The sequence below is a fragment of the Aeromonas sp. 602396 genome, assembly GCF_049173735.1.
Lineage (GTDB): Bacteria > Pseudomonadota > Gammaproteobacteria > Enterobacterales > Aeromonadaceae > Aeromonas > Aeromonas veronii_A.
In genome coordinates this window covers 25,147-40,344 of sequence record NZ_JAAKSD010000007.1, presented here as the reverse complement: position 1 = coordinate 40,344, position 15,198 = coordinate 25,147, and the positions used below count along the sequence as shown (strand labels likewise).

Below are 15,198 nucleotides of genomic sequence, written 5' to 3'. Positions count from 1 at the left end.
CCTGTGTGGAAGCCTGTTCATGCGAATTCTGATTGTTGAAGACGAAAAAATTCTGGCTGGTCAGCTGGCCGAACAGCTGCGCCTCTCCGGCTTTGTCACCGACCTCTGCCACGACGGCAACGAGGCCGGTTTCCTCGGTGAGACCGAACCCTATGACGCCATCATTCTCGACCTCGGCCTGCCTGGGCGCGATGGCCTGAGCGTGTTGAAGGAGTGGCGCAGCAAGGGAATCGATACCCCGGTGCTGGTACTGACCGCCCGTGGCCAACTGCACGAGAAGATCGAGGGGCTCAATGCCGGTGCCGATGACTACCTCACCAAGCCGTTCCAGGTGGCCGAGCTGGTGGCGCGGGTGCATGCGCTGGTGCGCCGGGCGGCAGGCAACGCCAGCTCCGTTCTGGAGATTGGCGGGGTACGGCTCGATATGGCGGCTTCCCAGGTGTGGTACGAAGGGACCCCCATCAAGCTGACCGCCCACGAGTTCCGGGTGCTGGGTTACCTGATGCAGCATCGGGGCAAGGTGGTGTCGCGCAGCGAGCTGATCGATCACATCTACGCTCAGGATTTCGACCGTGACTCCAACACAGTAGAGGTGTTCATCGGCCGGATCCGCAAGAAGACCCATCCCGACTTGATTGAGACAGTGCGTGGTCTCGGATACCGGATCAACGAATGAGGCTGGTCCGAACCCTGCGGGGGCGGCTGCTTGCCATTGCGCTGGTGTGGTGCGGGCTGTTTCTGTTCGCCACCGGCTTCAGCCTGCAGACCATGATGCGCAACTACTGGCAGGAGGCGGAGGCCGACGGCCTTCGCCTGCAGCTCTATGATCTGCTCTCCCGGCTGGAGGTGGAGAAGAGTGGTCTACCTGTGGTGATCGAACCGATGGCCGATCCCCGTTTCAGCCAACCTTACTCCGGCTACTACTGGCAGTTGGAACTGGGGGAAAATGTGGTGGGCCGCTCCCGATCCCTGTGGGACACCCATCTGGTGAGCCGTGGCCTCAAGTCTGCCTTTGGCGATCCTGACCTCTTTTTTGGCAAGGGCCCCAACAAGGAGCCGCTGCTGATCATGACCCGCACCGTGCTGTTGCCCGGTTCGGATCGGGTCTTTACCCTGGTGATGGCCAAGGACAGCAGCACCCTGATCCAGACCCTGAAGAAAACTCGCATCAGCCTGTTCCTCGGTCTCGGCTTTGCCGCCGCCGGTCTGGTGCTCGGCTTCATGTTCCAGATCGTCTATGGTTTGCGGCCGCTGCATCTGCTGCGCCGTGAACTGGGGCGGGTTCACGAGGGTCATCAGGAGGGATTCCGGCTGCGCTATCCGCTGGAGATCCAGCCGCTGGTTGAGGATATCAACCGGCTGCTGCACCACTACGGCGAGCTGCTGCAGCGTGCCCGTGCCCACACCGGCAATCTGGCTCACGCCCTCAAGACGCCGCTCAGCATCATGCGCAATCAGGTTGCCCAGTTGCCGCCGGAGGATCAGGCCGCCATCGGCGAGCAGCTCGACCAGATCCAGCGCCATATCGACTATCACCTCGGTAAGGCGCGGGTGACCGGCGCCGCCAAGATCCTCGGGGTGTCGACCCCGGTGCGGGCGCGGGTGGAGTATATCTGCCGCGCCTTCTCCCGCCTCTATCCGGGCAAGACGGTGGATCTGCAAGTGCCCGCCAATCTGGCGGTCGGGGTGGAGGAGCAGGACTTCGACGAGATGGTGGGCAATTTGCTGGAGAACGCCTTCAAATGGTCCGCCAGCGAGCTGCGTATCTCCAGCGCCGAGCTGGGGGGCTGGATCACCCTGCGTATCGAGGATGACGGCCCCGGCATGAGCGAGGATCAGATCGCCAAGGCGGTGCTGCGCGGGGTGCGGCTCGACGAGAAGGTGCCGGGCTCGGGCTTGGGTCTCAACATCGTCTCCGATCTGGCGGAAGCCTATCGCGGCAGCTTTATTATGGGCCGCGCCGAACTGGGCGGGCTGGCCGCCTCCCTCTCGTTGCCCAAGGTGGCAAGGGTCGAGAGCTAGGCATAAGATATGGCATTTGTTTTAGCCTGAGGAAGAGAACCATGACCGACGATCCGTGGGCCCTGTGCCATCTTGACGATTCATTCGATGCCTCTGTACTGGGGGTCAAGGGCGCCCAGATCCAGTGGTTTGAAGACAGGGATGGCCTGATCGCGTTCCTGCTGGAAGATTTTGTCGACTTGCTGGCCGATGTGGGCGAGCTGGACGAGGAGCAGACCGAGCAGGCGCGCGAGCGCTTCACCCTGCTGGTGGAGCAGAGCTTCGACGATCGCACCCTGATGGATGCCATCAACGATCTCGCCTCCGGCCTGCGCCGCATCGCCTGGTTGGGGCCGCTCTCGGAGCTGGCCGAGATCAGCGACGAGTTTGCCTCCGGCCTGCGCCGCTATTTCTGGAGCCAGTACGACGGGGATGAAGATGACCCGGACGCCTGGGTGCCGGAAGAGCTGTGGCCGCAGCTGGTGGAGTGCGCGCAGGAGTATATGGAAGAGGGGGATTTTTAAATCCGTCCGGACTATGTGTGCTCTTTGGCAGACAGATAAAGAAACGGCGCCTTGATGGCGCCGTTTTTATTGGGTGGCAATCGCCTTAGCCGTTGGCCGGTACCGCGTGGGCGGTGTTGGCCAGCACCGGGCCTGTGTACTTCTCGATCTGCAGCTGGGCCATGTGGCCGCAGTTGCCTTGCGCCAGACTGGACGAGCCTTCGTCGAAGGTGAGGCAGTTGACGTTGCCGTTCTTGCAGATGCTGCCCGCTTCGCCCGGCTTGGCCGGGTCATACCAGGCCCCTTCGCAGATCCGCACCACGCCTTGGCGCACATCCTCGGATAGCAGGGCGCCCACCAGGATCTGGCCGCGCTCGTTGAAGGCACGCACCAGATCCCCCTGGGCGATGCCACGAGCCTTGGCATCCAGCGGATGGATCATGATCGCCTCGCGGTCGGCGATGGCGAACTTGTCTCGCAGCGGGGTGTTGTCGAGTTGGGAGTGCAGCCGCTGGGTCGGGTGGGAGGTGTTGAGCGACAGCGGATAGCGCGCCGCCACTTCACTCTTCACCCACTCCCTGGGCTCATACCACTTGGGATGGCCGGCGCAGTCGGCGTAACCCATCCCCGCCACCGTGTTGGAGAAGATCTCGATCTTGCCGGACGGGGTACCGAGCGGGTTGAGCAGCGGGTTCTCGCGAAAATCAGCGTGACGGATCCACTGGCGGTTGGCCTCCGGGATCGGGAAGCGGATGTAGTTGTTGGATTCCCAGAACATATTGAACGGCGGCAGCGCCACGCGGGCACCACGGGCCTGCGCCGCCATGCCGTCGTACATCTGCTTGAGCCACAGCATCTCATCCTTCCCTTCGGTGTACTGCTCCTGCACGCCCAGTTTGGCGGCGATGGCGCTGAAGATATCTAAGTCGTTGCGGGCTTCAAACTGGGGCGGCACGCACTGGTGCATCGGGAACACATAGCGCTGGGAGTAGTCGCCACCCATCTCCAGATCATTGCGCTCGTAGCTGGTGGTGACCGGCAGCACGATATCGGCGTGCTTGGCGGTGGCAGTCCAGTAAGGCTCGTGGACGATCACGGTCTGCGGCTTGCGCCACGCCTGCAGCAGGTTGTTGGTGTCCTGATGGTGGTGGAAGGGGTTGCCGCCCGCCACGTAGACCAGCTTGATGTCCGGATAGGTCACCTTGCGGCCGTTGAAGTCGATGGTCTTGCCCGGGTTGGCGAGACAGTCGGCAATGCGGGCCACCGGGATCGGGGCCGGGCTGTTCTTCGGTGCGTTGCCGGCGGAGATGCCCGCCAGAATGCCGCCTTTGGCGGTGGGGCTGCCACCGGAGGAGTAGTGGTAGCTGAAGCCGTAGCCGCCGCCCGGCAGGCCGATCTGGCCCAGCATGGAGGCCAGAGTGACCAGCATCCAGTTGGGCTGTTCGCCGTGCTGCTGACGCTGCATGCCCCAACCGGCCATGATCATGGTGCGCTTGGCGGCCATGTCGAGAGCCAGCTGGCGGATCACCTTGGCATCGACGCCGCATACAGTGCTCGCCCACTCGGCGCTCTTCGGCTGACCGTCATCCTTGCCGAGCAGATAGGCGAGGAACTTGTCGAAGCCGACGGTGTAGCGATCGAGGAAGGCCTGATCGTGCTTCTTCTCGCTGTAGAGGGTGTGGGCCACACCCAGCATCATGGCCACGTCGGTGTAGGCGTTCGGGGCAATCCACTCGGCGCCGACCAGCTTGGCGGTCTCGTTGTAGACCGGATCGATGCTGATGACGCGGGTGCCTTTTTCTTTTAGCGCCTTGAAGCCAGCCTGACCTTCGTGATCCGGCATGTTCCAGCTGTTCTTCAGGGTGACCTGAGCATTGACCCCCCACAGCACCACCAGTTCGGCGTTTTCCACCACGTTGGGCCAGGCGGTCTGCTGCTCGTACACCTCGATGGAGCCCATCACGTGGGACATGATCACCTGAGCCGCACCGGTGGAGTAGTCACCGGCATAACCGGTGAAGCCGCCGGAGAGGTTCATCAGGCGGTGCAGCAGGGTGCGGCTGTTGTGGAACATGCCGACACTCTTCCAGCCGTAGGAACCGGCGTGGATCGCCTGCGGGCCGAAGTCAGACTGGACGCGCTGGATTTCACCGGCCACCAGTTCGATGGCTTTCTCCCAGCTCACCCGCACCCACTCGTCGGCGCCGCGCAGCTCCGGCTTGGCGCCCGGGCCGTGCTCCAGCCAACTCTTGCGTACCATGGGGTATTTGATGCGGTTCTTGGCGTGGACTTGGAACGGCGCCATGTCGATGAGATCGTTTGGCGCCGGATCATCGGCCACCGGCTGGACGCGCACCATGCGGCCATCTTCGACGATCGCCTCGAAAGCACCCCAGTGGGCGCCAGTCAGAATGCCCTTCTGGGCGGGCACCAGGGTCGGGAACTGACTCAATGCGGTGCTGATGGCTTGCGCCAGCGCACTCTTGGGAAAAATGCCGCCGAGCAGGGGCAGGGCTGCGCAGGCGCCGAGCCCCTTGAGCAGGTTGCGGCGGGACAGATTGGTCTTCTTGTCATTGAAAAAAGTCATAACGGTTTTCCTCTGTGCCAGCCTTAGTGGGCCGCGCTCATGTCACTGGCGTGTTTCTGGACATACTGGGTCAACATGCGAGCCTGTTCCGGGGTCAGGGAGGTACGAGATTCCATCCCCTTGATGACGCCGATCCACTGGTTGGCATTGAAGTGATCCAGCGCGGTGAGGCCGTGGCAGCCGGTACAGTTGTTGGACATCAGGGTGGAGGCGTATTGCCACAGCTTGCCCTGATCGCCGATGAGCTGGCTTTGGTCGACCCAGGCGGTCAGCTTGACCTGATGCCAGGTGAGGTTGGTGGCGCTGTCGGTTTCGCTCTGGCCGGTGACCAGTGCTTTCTTGGCGGCATCGCCGACCAGTACGCTGAGGATCCGTTTGCCCGGTGCGGCGTAGAACACTTCGCTCACACCATCCTGTTGCCAGCCTTCGATCTGCACCTTGGCGCGGCCGTTTTCGTTGGCCAGCACTTCCACCTTGGTGGAGGGCATCAGGGTGCCTTCGTCGGTCTTGGCGGCAGCATCGAGGAACAGCGGGGTGGTGGCGATGGCGTAACGGGTGGTGACGTTGGCCGGGGTCTGGGCCGCAGCCTGCGCCAGCTCGCTGGCACCGGCGGCAGCCAGGCCGCTCATGTCAGGCATGATGTGGGCGACACCGCGGTGGCAGTCGATACAGGTCTGACCCTCCTTGATGGCGACCGGGTGCTCGGCGCGGGCATTGGGGCGCTGGGCCAGAATGTCCATCGCCTCATAGCTGTGGCAGCTGCGGCAGGTGGCGGAGTCGTTGGCTTTCAGCTCGTCCCAGACGGATTGGGCCATCCGCAGCTTGTGGGCTTCATACTTTTCCGGGGTGTCGAGCGTGCCGATCGCCTCGTGATAGATATCCTTCACTGCGCGGATCTTGGTCCACAGGTAGGAGGTGGGGTCGCCCGGGATGTGGCAGTCGGCGCACTCGGCGCGGATCCCCTTGGTGTTCTGGAAGTGGACACTGCCCTGATACTCGGCGAGCGGAGTCTGCATGGAGTGGCAGGAGACGCAGAATTCGGTGGAGCTGGTCTTGTGCAGCACGGTCACGGTGACACCCAGTGCCGCGACACCCAGCAGGGCCCCGAGCAGCAGGAGCCAGAACCAGGTTTTTCTTATCAGTTTTCCAATCATGGCGGCGTTTTCCTACGGTCAATAATTACCTACATAGTACTAGTCCAATAGTAGTAGTAATGACAGGGATAAGGCGTTGACCTCCATCATGGTTTATATTTTTGATTGTTGTCACATTCTGTCTTTTGTTTTGTTATTGATTTAATTGTCGAATTAAATTCAGTTGTTTTCTGTTTAATCTATTTGTGCACTTTCCGCGACAGCTGTTAGCCCCCTCGCAAAACCCCACAAGATTCGTTGATATAGTGAGCAGTGAGCCTCAACGGAGTGTCGCTGATGAGCCCTTTCTCACTGCTGTGTGTCGCCGCCAACGTGCAACTGCTGGCCGAATTCGAACAGGAGTTGGCTCCGCTGCTCGGCCATTTCGCGTTGGTGGTGGTGGTCGGTCAGGGGTCGGCGGAGCTGGCCTTGGACGAGCTGGATCGCAAGGAGCAGCCACCCGCCGTGGTGGTGTGTGACAGCGAGCTGGGGGATGGGCGAGGGGCCGATTTTCTGATCCGTCTCGGCAGCCGTCACGAGGCGTGCCGCAAGATCCTGCTGGGCAGCCAGCCGGAGATGAAATCGATCATCGAGGCGGTAAACCTCGGTCGTCTCGACTACTACCTGCAACGCCCCTGGCGCGATGGCAGCCTGCGTCGGGCGGTGATCGAGCAGGCCAGCCACTTTGTATTGCAGCGTCCCGAGGCGGACCTGCTGAGCTATGCCGCCGTGCTCGACAACCAGAAGCTGCTGCGAGCCCACGTCGATCGTCAGTTGGCTGCCTATCGGCAGGGCTTTATGGATTACACCCACTGCAGCGATGAAGAACTCTCCCGGGTGGTGATCGACGGCCTCTACCAGTTTTTCGAGGGCAATGACGAGGAGCGGGTCTGCCGCCACTACAGTCCGGGCCATGTGCTGACTCGCGAGGGGGAGCCCAACAGCTTCCTCTGGTTTATCGCCAAGGGGGAGGTGGTGCTGCGCAAGCGGGACGAGCAGGGGATCGATCAGGAGGTGGTGCACTACCGCACCGGCTCGCTGGTGGGGGGGATGTCCTTCGTGACCGGCGAACCCGCCTTCACCACCGGCGTGACTCTGACCGGTGCCGAGGTGATCAAGCTCGACAAGCTGCAATTCTCTCGGGTGATGCAGGCGCGCAGCGAACTGCTCCCCTCCTTTACCAACCTGCTGCTGCGCCACTTCAACCGCCGTCTGCAAAACAGCATCCGCACCGAGATGCGGCTGCAACAGACCCTCAACTCACTCGATGCCGCTCACGCCCAGCTGGTGGAGAGCGAAAAAATGGCGATGCTGGGTCAACTGGTGGCCGGTGTCGCCCACGAGCTGAACAACCCGGTGGCGGCCATTATCCGTGGCAGCGAGACCCTGCGGGCCGCCATCCCCGATCTGGTCAATCTCGAGCTGCCAGCAACCATCAAGGGGCTGGGCAACCAGACCCTCTGTCAGGCGCTCTCCTCACAGCCGGTCTCGACCAGCGAGATCCGTGACAAGACCCGGCAGGCTGAGGGGCGCTTTGGTGATCGCCAGCAGGCGCGGCTGGCGGTGCAGATGAATCTGGATGACGAGCTGAACTGGCAGCGCTGGTTTGCCAGCCGCACTGCCGACGAGCGGGAGGCGCTGCTCTCCCGGCTGGAGCTGTTCCAGCAGACCGGCAGCTTCCTGCGCAATATCGAGGTGTGTGCCCGTCGCATCGGCGATCTGGTCAAGAGCCTCAAGCAGTATGCCCGTCAGGATCGGCTCGAACCCTCGCTGGTGGACCTGCACGAGGGGCTGGAAGATACCCTGATGATTTTCGAAAACCGCCTCAAGCATCATGAGCTCTGCAAGGAGTACCAGCCGTTGCCGCTGGTGCGCTGTCACCCCATCGCCCTGCAACAGGTGTGGACCAACCTGATCGCCAACAGTCTGGATGCTATGAGCGGCCCGGGGCGACTCACCATCCGTACCGGATTGCTGGATCCCGAGTGGGTCATGGTGGAGATAGAGGATAGCGGTTGCGGCATCGAGCCCGAGCTGTGGCAGCGGATCTTCGATCTCAACTTCACCACCAAGCGGGAGGGACATTTCGGCCTCGGGATTGGTCTGAGCGTTTCGCTGCAGATAGTTCAGCAGCACCACGGCCGGATCGAGGTGGCCTCCGAACCGGGCCGTTACACCCGGATGCGGGTCTGTCTGCCGCTGGACGGCATGGGGCAGGCCGGTTACGGGGGCGAACCTCATCACAACAAGGAGCATGCGGCCTGAGCCGTCGCCAGCATCAATCGCGCGGCGTGCCAAACCATGTCGCCAAGGAGGAGCAATGAACAAACACTATCTGATCCTGTGTGTGGACGATGAGCGTGAGGTGCTGGATGCGGTGATCCATGATCTCGCCCCGTTCCGTTCCCACTTCGAACTGGAAGCCGCCGAGAGTGTCGATGAGGCGCGTGCGGTGGTGGAGGAGTGGGAGCGCGACGGCAACAAGCTGGCGCTGATCCTCTGTGACCACATCATGCCGGGAACCCTGGGGGTCGATTTTCTGGTGGAGCTGAACCGGCGTGCCACCACCCGCGCCAGCCGCAAATTGCTGCTGACCGGACAAGCGGGGCTGGAGGCCACCGTCGAAGCGGTCAATCGCGGCGGGTTGCACTACTACCTCGCCAAGCCGTGGAAGCTGGAGACCCTGCAAGAGGCGGTGCGCGAACAGCTGACCGACTACCTGCTGGCAGAAGATGGCGAAAATGCCTTCCACTATGCGCCGCTGCTCAATCAGGCGCGGCTGTTTGCCGCCATCCACGATCACCCGTTCGACGAGTAGGGGCAGTTGGGCTTTCGCGGTGGCAGTTGTATACTGTCTGCATATACAGTATTGCAGGTAGCCACCGATGCGACTCTTTATCGCCGAGAAGCCCACGCTGGGCCGCGCCATTGCCGATGCCCTGCCCAAGCCCCACAAGAAGGGCGACGGTTTTATCGAAACAGCCCAAGGGGATGTGGTCACCTGGTGTATCGGCCATCTGCTGGAGCAGGCCGAGCCCGATGCCTATGACGCCGCCTTCAAGCAGTGGCGGATGGAGCATCTCCCCATCATCCCCGCCCAGTGGCAGCTGGTGGCCAAACCCAAGACCAAAACCCAGCTCACCGTCATCAAGCGGCTGATCAAGCAGGCGGACTGCGTGGTCAACGCCGGTGACCCGGACCGGGAAGGGCAGTTGCTGGTGGACGAGGTGATCGACTTTCTCGGCTACCCGAAAACCAAGCCGGTGCAGCGCTGCCTCATCAGCGATCTCAACCCGCCTGCGGTGCGCCGTGCCCTCGAGAAGCTGCGGGACAACAAGGAGTTCGTGCCGCTGGCGGTCTCGGCGCTGGCCCGCAGTCGGGCCGACTGGCTCTACGGCATCAACATGACCCGCGCCTATACCTTGCTCGGGCGCAAGGCAGGTTGCAGCGAGCTGCTCTCGGTTGGTCGGGTGCAGACCCCGCTGCTGGGGCTGGTGGTGCGGCGGGATCTCGAGATCGAGGCCTTCGTGCCCAAACCCTTCTACGAGGTGCTGGCCCATCTGTTGACCGATAGCAACGAGCGTTTCACCGCCAAGTGGCTGCCATCGGAAGCCTGTCTGCCGTGGCAGGATGAGGAGGGGCGGGTGCTCAACCGGGCGCTGGCCGACAAGGTGGTGAGCCGGATCAACGGCCAGCCTGCACAGGTCGAATCGGTGGAGGAGCAGGCCCGCAAGCAGGCGGCGCCGCTGCCCTACAACCTCTCCAGCCTGCAGATCGATGCCGCCAAGCGCTTCGGCATGGATGCCAAGCGGGTGCTCGACATCTGCCAGAGCCTCTACGAGCGCCACAAGCTCATCACCTACCCGCGCTCCGATAGCCGCTATCTGCCGACCGACCACTTCAAGCGGGCCGAACAGGTGCGCGGTGCCATCGCCGCCACAGCGCCTGCGCTGGCCAAGGCGGTGAGCGAGGCAGACGGCAAGATCCGCAGCAAGGCGTGGAACGACAGCAAGGTGGATGCCCACCACGCCATCATCCCCACCGAGAAGCAGGGCAACCCCGCCACGCTGGGGGCCGACGAGGCGAAGCTCTATGGCCTGATTGCCCGCCAGTATCTGCTGCAGTTCTATCCCCCGTTCGAATACAACGACAGCAAGGTGCTGCTGCGCATCGCCGGTGGTCTGTTTCAGGCCAAGGCGCGGCGCATTCTTAAGGCAGGCTGGAAGGCACTGCTCGGGGTGGAAGAGGATGACGACGAAGAGAAAGCGGGCACGTTGCCTGCCCTGAAAGAGGGAGAGCAACTGCTCTGCGAGCGGGGCGAACTGCAGGAGAAAATGACCCAGCCGCCCAAGTCGTTCACCGATGCCACCCTGCTGGCGGCCATGACCGGCATCGCCCGCTATGTGCAGGATCCCGAGATCCGCAAGACCCTGCGCGACACCGATGGTCTCGGCACAGAAGCGACCCGGGCGGGCATTATCGACCTGCTGTTCAAGCGTCGCTTTCTGGTGCGTCAGGGCAAGAGCATCAAGGCGACCCCGACCGGGCGGGCGCTGGTGCAGGCGCTGCCTGCTACTGCCACCACGCCGGATATGACGGCGCTGTGGGAGCAGAGCCTCGGCCAGATCGCCGAGCGCCACGGCAGCTACCAGCAGTTCATGGGGCCGCTCACCGAGCAGCTCAACGGCCTGATTGAAGGGGCGCGGCAGGACTCCGGCGCCAGCTTCAGCGCCCTACCCAAGGAGGCGCCGGGTGCCGGCAAGCGGCGTTTTACCAGGCGCAAGAGTCCGGCGGCCAGCACGACTGGCGGGCCCCGACCGCGCAAGACGGCCAGCAAGCGCCAGACCGGGGCTGCATAACGAAAAAAGGCGCCCATCCTGGGCGCCAAAGGCATTGTTGTCAGGCTGCCTGAGTGGGCAAGCTGGCACGGATCCTGTGCTGGTAGTGCAGAACCACACCGAGAAACACCAGATCCTTGAACAGGAAGAACTCGGTGACTGGCACGCCGTCAACCATCTTCCAGACACCTGTCAGAGTCAGCAGGAAGCTCAGCGTCGCCAGGAAGGTGACGATAGCCCCCATGCTGCACCAGTAACCGATGCGAGGTTGCCACAGACCCACGACCAGCCCGATGGCGATCACTATCTCGACCACCCCGATCAGGTTCGATACGTTTTGTTCCGACAGGGGGCCATAGAGCCAGCTCATCAAGGGGTGGCTGGCTACCAGTGGTTTGATGGCGGCTGCCTCTGTCGGGGTAAACTTGAAGACGCCGATCCAGAGCAGGGTCATTACCACGCCCGCCAGGGCGACCAGAAAGCCTTTGTCATGTTGTTGCATGGGGGGGCTCCTTGTTTAAGGGGTCAGAGTGACGGGCGGGAAGTCGATCTCGGTCGCTGCCAGGTGGTTGCCATAGTTGGTCAGGGTATTGACGACCACCTGGCCGAGCACCTCCAGCAGCAGCTCGTCATCTACGCCTGCGGCACGGGCGCTAGCAAGCTGCTCGTCACTGATCACTCCGCGCTGACTGACCAGCGCCGTTGCCAGTTGCAGCAGGGCGTGATCAAGGGGAGCCGAGGCCTGGCCGAGCCGGGCAGCCCGGATCTCCTGGGCCGAGAATCCGGCCTTGCCCGCCAGTAGTGTGTGGGCAGACAAACAGTATTGGCAGGCGTTGGCTTGACCTATGGCCAGTGCCAGCAACTCCCGTTGTGGGGCAGTGAGGCGCCCCTTGCCAAGCGCCTCGGCAAAGGCCAGAAAGCCATTGAGCAGGGCTGGCGAGTGGGCCAGGGTGGCGTAGAGGTTGGGCACCATGCCCAGATTGCGGCGCAGGGTGGTCAGGGTCTGGGCGGCTGCGGGTTGCGGTTGGGATACTGGTTGGATACGGCTCATGATCTTCTCCTGTGGTAGTGAAGGTACGGGAGACAGTGTGCCGTCATTCGTGATACGGTTTATCACTCATCGTCTGCAAATAAATACCATTCGTCTCAAATATGGATCCGCTCTCTGCCCTGTTGGTTCATGCCTCCCCCGAAGCCAAGATCTTCTTCGCCGGCAACCTGTGCCAGAACTCCTCCAGTGATGATTATCCGAGTGGCGGACATCTTCATCTGCTGCGCAGCGGTGCCGTCATGCTGCGTGAAGAGGGGGGAGCCAGCTTGCTGCTCGAGGAGCCGACCCTGATCCTGTTCCCTCGGGGACGTCCTCACAAGCTTGAACCCAGAACGTTGGGGGGTTGCGATCTGGTATGTGCCAATGTCGCATTCGGCAAGGGGGGCGCATCGCCGTTGCAACTGGCATTACCGGGCTCGCTGGTGCTGCCGCTACGTGAGTTGCCTGTCCTGACACCGGTGCTGAGTCAGCTGTTTGACGAAGCGTTTCACCCCCGCTACGGGCAGGATCCGCTGATCTCCCGCTTGCTGGAGATACTGTTGATCCTGCTGCTGCGTCATCTGGTCGAGCAAGGGGTGTGTCAGCAGGGGATGTTGGCAGGCATTTCCGATCCCCAGTTGGCCAAGGCGATCTCGGTGATGCATCAGCGTGGGGATGAACCCTGGACGGTGGCCACGCTGGCGCGGGAGGCCGGCATGTCGCGGGCCCGCTTTGCCGCGAGGTTTCAGGAGCGGGTCGGTCAAGCGCCGCTTGGTTATCTGACCCGCTGGCGCATGGCGCGCGCCTGCCAGCAACTGCTGGCGGGGGAGCCCATGGTGCAGGTGGCGTTGGGGGCGGGGTATAGCAGCAGTGTTGCCTTTGGTCGGGCATTCGAGCGGGAGCTGGGGGTGAGCCCGGGGCGCTGGCTCAAGGCGCAGCAACAAGCCGAATAAAAAAACGGGGCAGCCAGTGGCTGCCCCGTGTTCATGGCTGGTCAGCCGGTATAGACGTTCTCTTCCGGATAGCGGATGCGGGTCTCGACCGGGCGGGCCAGCATAAAGGCCAGGGTCAGGGGGCCGAGACGGCCGCAGATCATCACCAGCACCAGGATCAGCTTGCCCGGCTCGCTCAGGGAGGCGGTGATGCCGGTGGAGAGGCCGACGGTGGCAAATGCCGAGATGGTCTCGAACATGATTTTGTCGAACGGCAGATCCTCGGTCACCATCAGCAGGAACATCGCCAGCATCAGCACCATGGTGCTGACGATGATGATGGCCAGCGATCGGGTCACGATCTGGGGCGACAGGGTGCGGCCAAAAGCGGTGACATGGGGCCGTTTGGTCAGAAATGCCTTGGTCGCCAGCAGCACGACTGCGAAGGTGGTGACTTTGATACCACCACCGGTTGAGGTGGCACCGGCACCGATAAACATCAGCATCATCAGGAACAGCAACGCCGCCGGGGTCATCAGCCCGATATCTATGGTATTGAAACCGGCGGTACGGGCGCTGGCAGACTGGAAGAAGGCCGCCAGCAGCTGGCCACCGACACCGGCCTTACCGAGGGTGCCGGGGTTGTTGTGTTCCAGTAGCCAGAACATCAGGGTACCGGCCAGCAGCAGCGCCGGGGTCATCAGCAGCATCAGCTTGCTGTGCAGCTTCAGCTTGCGCCAGCGGCGGTTGCGCACCAGATCGACGATGACGGTAAAGCCGATCCCCCCGAGGATCAGCAGGCCGGCGATGGTCAGGCTGATGATGGGGTCGTCCCTGTAGTCCATGAGGTTGTTGGCAAACAGCGAAAACCCGGCGTTGTTGAAGGCTGATACCGCGTGGAAGAAGCTGACATAGAGGCCGTGCACCCAACCCATCTCGGGCACCCAGCGGATCGCCATGATGCCGGTACCGATCAATTGGGCGATAAAGGCGAACAGCACGATCCGTTTGACCAGCTGAATGATGTTGACCGAGCCCTCCTGTCCCAGCGCCTCCTTGGCCAGTACCTGTTGGCGCAGACCGACCCGCTTGCTGAAGATGGCGATCAGCAGCAGGGTCATGGTCATCTGGCCCAGACCGCCGATCTCCATCAGCATCAGCAGGAAAATCTGCCCCTGCAGGGTGAAGGCGGTGCCGGTATCCACCACGCCAAGACCTGTCACGCTGATGGCCGAAGTGGCGGTAAACAGGGCGTTGACGAAGGTGACCTCGCCATTGTGGCTGGAGGGTTGCACCAGAAAGATGGTGCCAATCAGCAGAATGATCAGAAAGCTACCGAGGATCAGCCGGGCTTCGCTCCAGCGAGAGTCCTGCTCCCGATGGAGGGCGAAGGCGTAGCTGCTGCGCCAGTTGATCATAGGGTTTCGAGCCAGTGGTCGATGGCGTGCTTGTTGCCCGCCAGGATCAGGATGTCGCCCAGTTGCAGCTCCATTTTGCCGGTTAGTACGTTGTGCAGCACATCACCACGCTTGATGGCGAGCAGCTGGAAATCGCTCTGTTGCAGCAGGTGGAAGTCGCCTAGTTCCCGGCCGTTCTGTTGCAGGCCAATCACGAACTCGGTCAGCACCATGTCGTGACCCAGCTCCAGATAGTCGAACAGCCGGTTGTCCAGCATGCTCTGGGCGACCCGGCGGCCCATGTCCCACTCCGGGTTGATCACCTTGTCGGCGCCCACTTTCTGCAGGATCTTGGCGTGGAACTTGTCGCGCGCCTTGACCCACACCTTCTTCACACCTGCCTCTTTCAAGACGAGGGTGGTGAGGATGCTGGTCTCCAGGTTGTCACCGATGGCAACGAAGACGATATCGAAATTGGCCAGTCCCAGCTCGGCCACGGTGGCCTCATCGGTGGCATCCGCCACGATAACGTGATTGCAGAGGGCGGCGATTTGCCGGGTCTTGCTCTCGTCGATATCGATGGCCAGTACTTCGGCATCTTGCCGTTGCAGCTCTTCGCACAGCGCGCTGCCAAACAGGCCCAGGCCGATGACGGCAAACTGGTTGTTCATGAGTTATTCCTCAGCAGTTGAAGTCGCCTACTCTAAACCACTGCTATTCCCCCGAAAAGGGCTCGGGTTTTTCGTCATGGGGCAACTTGAGGTAGACTGCGCCCTT

13 protein-coding genes are annotated in these 15,198 nt (G+C 62.3%); 7 read left to right on the top strand and 6 right to left on the bottom strand.

The features are described from left to right. The first annotated feature begins 19 nt into the window (after positions 1–19). The 3 genes from G5229_RS10480 to G5229_RS10470 are packed head-to-tail and all read left to right on the top strand — an operon-like array spanning position 20 to position 2,525. Positions 20–676, top strand: coding sequence for a response regulator transcription factor (locus G5229_RS10480; RefSeq protein WP_005341873.1), 657 nt, complete (start codon positions 20–22; stop codon positions 674–676). Beyond that, the gene (locus G5229_RS10475) at positions 673–2,022 is read left to right on the top strand and encodes a sensor histidine kinase (RefSeq protein WP_216952239.1); all 1,350 of its coding nucleotides are present in this window, start codon (positions 673–675) and stop codon (positions 2,020–2,022) included. The genes G5229_RS10480 and G5229_RS10475 overlap by 4 nt, the downstream gene beginning before the upstream one ends. 41 nt (positions 2,023–2,063) lie before the next feature. After that, positions 2,064–2,525, top strand: coding sequence for a hypothetical protein (locus G5229_RS10470; protein WP_108542312.1), 462 nt, complete (start codon positions 2,064–2,066; stop codon positions 2,523–2,525). An 85-nt stretch (positions 2,526–2,610) separates the two neighbouring features. Here the strand turns inward: G5229_RS10470 and torA are convergent, their stop codons facing one another. Both torA and G5229_RS10460 read right to left on the bottom strand, forming a co-directional pair. After that, the gene (torA, locus tag G5229_RS10465) at positions 2,611–5,091 is read right to left on the bottom strand and encodes a trimethylamine-N-oxide reductase TorA (protein ID WP_421209074.1); all 2,481 of its coding nucleotides are present in this window, start codon (positions 5,089–5,091) and stop codon (positions 2,611–2,613) included. Positions 5,092–5,114: 23 nt separating this feature from the next. Beyond that, positions 5,115–6,245 (bottom strand): NapC/NirT family cytochrome c, encoded by a 1,131-nt coding sequence (locus tag G5229_RS10460; RefSeq protein WP_005339847.1) that lies wholly within the window; start codon positions 6,243–6,245, stop codon positions 5,115–5,117. A gap of 276 nt (positions 6,246–6,521) precedes the next feature. Here G5229_RS10460 and G5229_RS10455 point away from each other — a divergent pair, with 276 nt between their 5' ends. The 3 genes from G5229_RS10455 to G5229_RS10445 all read left to right on the top strand — a co-directional run bounded on the left by G5229_RS10455 (position 6,522) and on the right by G5229_RS10445 (position 11,083). After that, positions 6,522–8,489, top strand: a complete 1,968-nt coding sequence (locus G5229_RS10455) for an ATP-binding protein (RefSeq protein WP_421209073.1) — start codon at positions 6,522–6,524, stop codon at positions 8,487–8,489. A gap of 55 nt (positions 8,490–8,544) precedes the next feature. Further along, positions 8,545–9,042: a response regulator gene (locus G5229_RS10450; RefSeq protein WP_042054822.1), complete on the top strand. Its 498-nt coding sequence runs from the start codon at positions 8,545–8,547 to the stop codon at positions 9,040–9,042. 67 nt (positions 9,043–9,109) lie between these two features. Further along, a complete protein-coding gene (locus tag G5229_RS10445) occupies positions 9,110–11,083 on the top strand; it encodes a DNA topoisomerase III (protein ID WP_421209072.1) in 1,974 nt (657 codons plus the stop codon). Between the two features lie 40 nt (positions 11,084–11,123). Here G5229_RS10445 and G5229_RS10440 read toward each other — a convergent pair whose 3' ends face one another. Both G5229_RS10440 and G5229_RS10435 read right to left on the bottom strand, forming a co-directional pair. Beyond that, the gene (locus tag G5229_RS10440; RefSeq protein ID WP_245132318.1) at positions 11,124–11,564 is read right to left on the bottom strand and encodes a DUF417 family protein; all 441 of its coding nucleotides are present in this window, start codon (positions 11,562–11,564) and stop codon (positions 11,124–11,126) included. A 15-nt stretch (positions 11,565–11,579) separates the two neighbouring features. Next, positions 11,580–12,113 (bottom strand): carboxymuconolactone decarboxylase family protein, encoded by a 534-nt coding sequence (locus G5229_RS10435; protein WP_064338932.1) that lies wholly within the window; start codon positions 12,111–12,113, stop codon positions 11,580–11,582. 101 nt (positions 12,114–12,214) lie between these two features. On the opposite strand from G5229_RS10435, the gene G5229_RS10430 reads away from it, so the two are divergent. Beyond that, positions 12,215–13,045, top strand: coding sequence for a cupin domain-containing protein (locus G5229_RS10430; RefSeq protein ID WP_421209071.1), 831 nt, complete (start codon positions 12,215–12,217; stop codon positions 13,043–13,045). Positions 13,046–13,086: 41 nt separating this feature from the next. Here G5229_RS10430 and G5229_RS10425 read toward each other — a convergent pair whose 3' ends face one another. Both G5229_RS10425 and G5229_RS10420 read right to left on the bottom strand, forming a co-directional pair. Then, on the bottom strand, positions 13,087–14,442 hold the full coding sequence (locus G5229_RS10425) for a TrkH family potassium uptake protein (RefSeq protein WP_042082855.1): 1,356 nt from the start codon (positions 14,440–14,442) through the stop codon (positions 13,087–13,089). Further along, complete coding sequence (locus G5229_RS10420; protein WP_005339863.1) at positions 14,439–15,092, bottom strand: potassium channel family protein; 654 nt, start codon at positions 15,090–15,092, stop codon at positions 14,439–14,441. The genes G5229_RS10425 and G5229_RS10420 overlap by 4 nt, the downstream gene beginning before the upstream one ends. Between the last annotated feature and the right edge of the window lie 106 nt (positions 15,093–15,198).

What these genes read in the sequence shown, in the direction of transcription:
- torA (WP_421209074.1), bottom strand. Translation starts at nt 5,091, where the DNA reads ATGACTTTTTTCAATGACAAGAAGACCAATCTGTCCCGCCGCAACCTG.
- G5229_RS10455 (WP_421209073.1), top strand. Translation starts at nt 6,522, where the DNA reads ATGAGCCCTTTCTCACTGCTGTGTGTCGCCGCCAACGTGCAACTGCTG.
- G5229_RS10480 (WP_005341873.1), top strand. Translation starts at nt 20, where the DNA reads ATGCGAATTCTGATTGTTGAAGACGAAAAAATTCTGGCTGGTCAGCTG.
- G5229_RS10420 (WP_005339863.1), bottom strand. Translation starts at nt 15,092, where the DNA reads ATGAACAACCAGTTTGCCGTCATCGGCCTGGGCCTGTTTGGCAGCGCG.
- G5229_RS10430 (WP_421209071.1), top strand. Translation starts at nt 12,215, where the DNA reads ATGGATCCGCTCTCTGCCCTGTTGGTTCATGCCTCCCCCGAAGCCAAG.
- G5229_RS10450 (WP_042054822.1), top strand. Translation starts at nt 8,545, where the DNA reads ATGAACAAACACTATCTGATCCTGTGTGTGGACGATGAGCGTGAGGTG.
- G5229_RS10425 (WP_042082855.1), bottom strand. Translation starts at nt 14,442, where the DNA reads ATGATCAACTGGCGCAGCAGCTACGCCTTCGCCCTCCATCGGGAGCAG.
- G5229_RS10440 (WP_245132318.1), bottom strand. Translation starts at nt 11,564, where the DNA reads ATGCAACAACATGACAAAGGCTTTCTGGTCGCCCTGGCGGGCGTGGTA.
- G5229_RS10445 (WP_421209072.1), top strand. Translation starts at nt 9,110, where the DNA reads ATGCGACTCTTTATCGCCGAGAAGCCCACGCTGGGCCGCGCCATTGCC.
- G5229_RS10475 (WP_216952239.1), top strand. Translation starts at nt 673, where the DNA reads ATGAGGCTGGTCCGAACCCTGCGGGGGCGGCTGCTTGCCATTGCGCTG.
- G5229_RS10460 (WP_005339847.1), bottom strand. Translation starts at nt 6,245, where the DNA reads ATGATTGGAAAACTGATAAGAAAAACCTGGTTCTGGCTCCTGCTGCTC.
- G5229_RS10435 (WP_064338932.1), bottom strand. Translation starts at nt 12,113, where the DNA reads ATGAGCCGTATCCAACCAGTATCCCAACCGCAACCCGCAGCCGCCCAG.
- G5229_RS10470 (WP_108542312.1), top strand. Translation starts at nt 2,064, where the DNA reads ATGACCGACGATCCGTGGGCCCTGTGCCATCTTGACGATTCATTCGAT.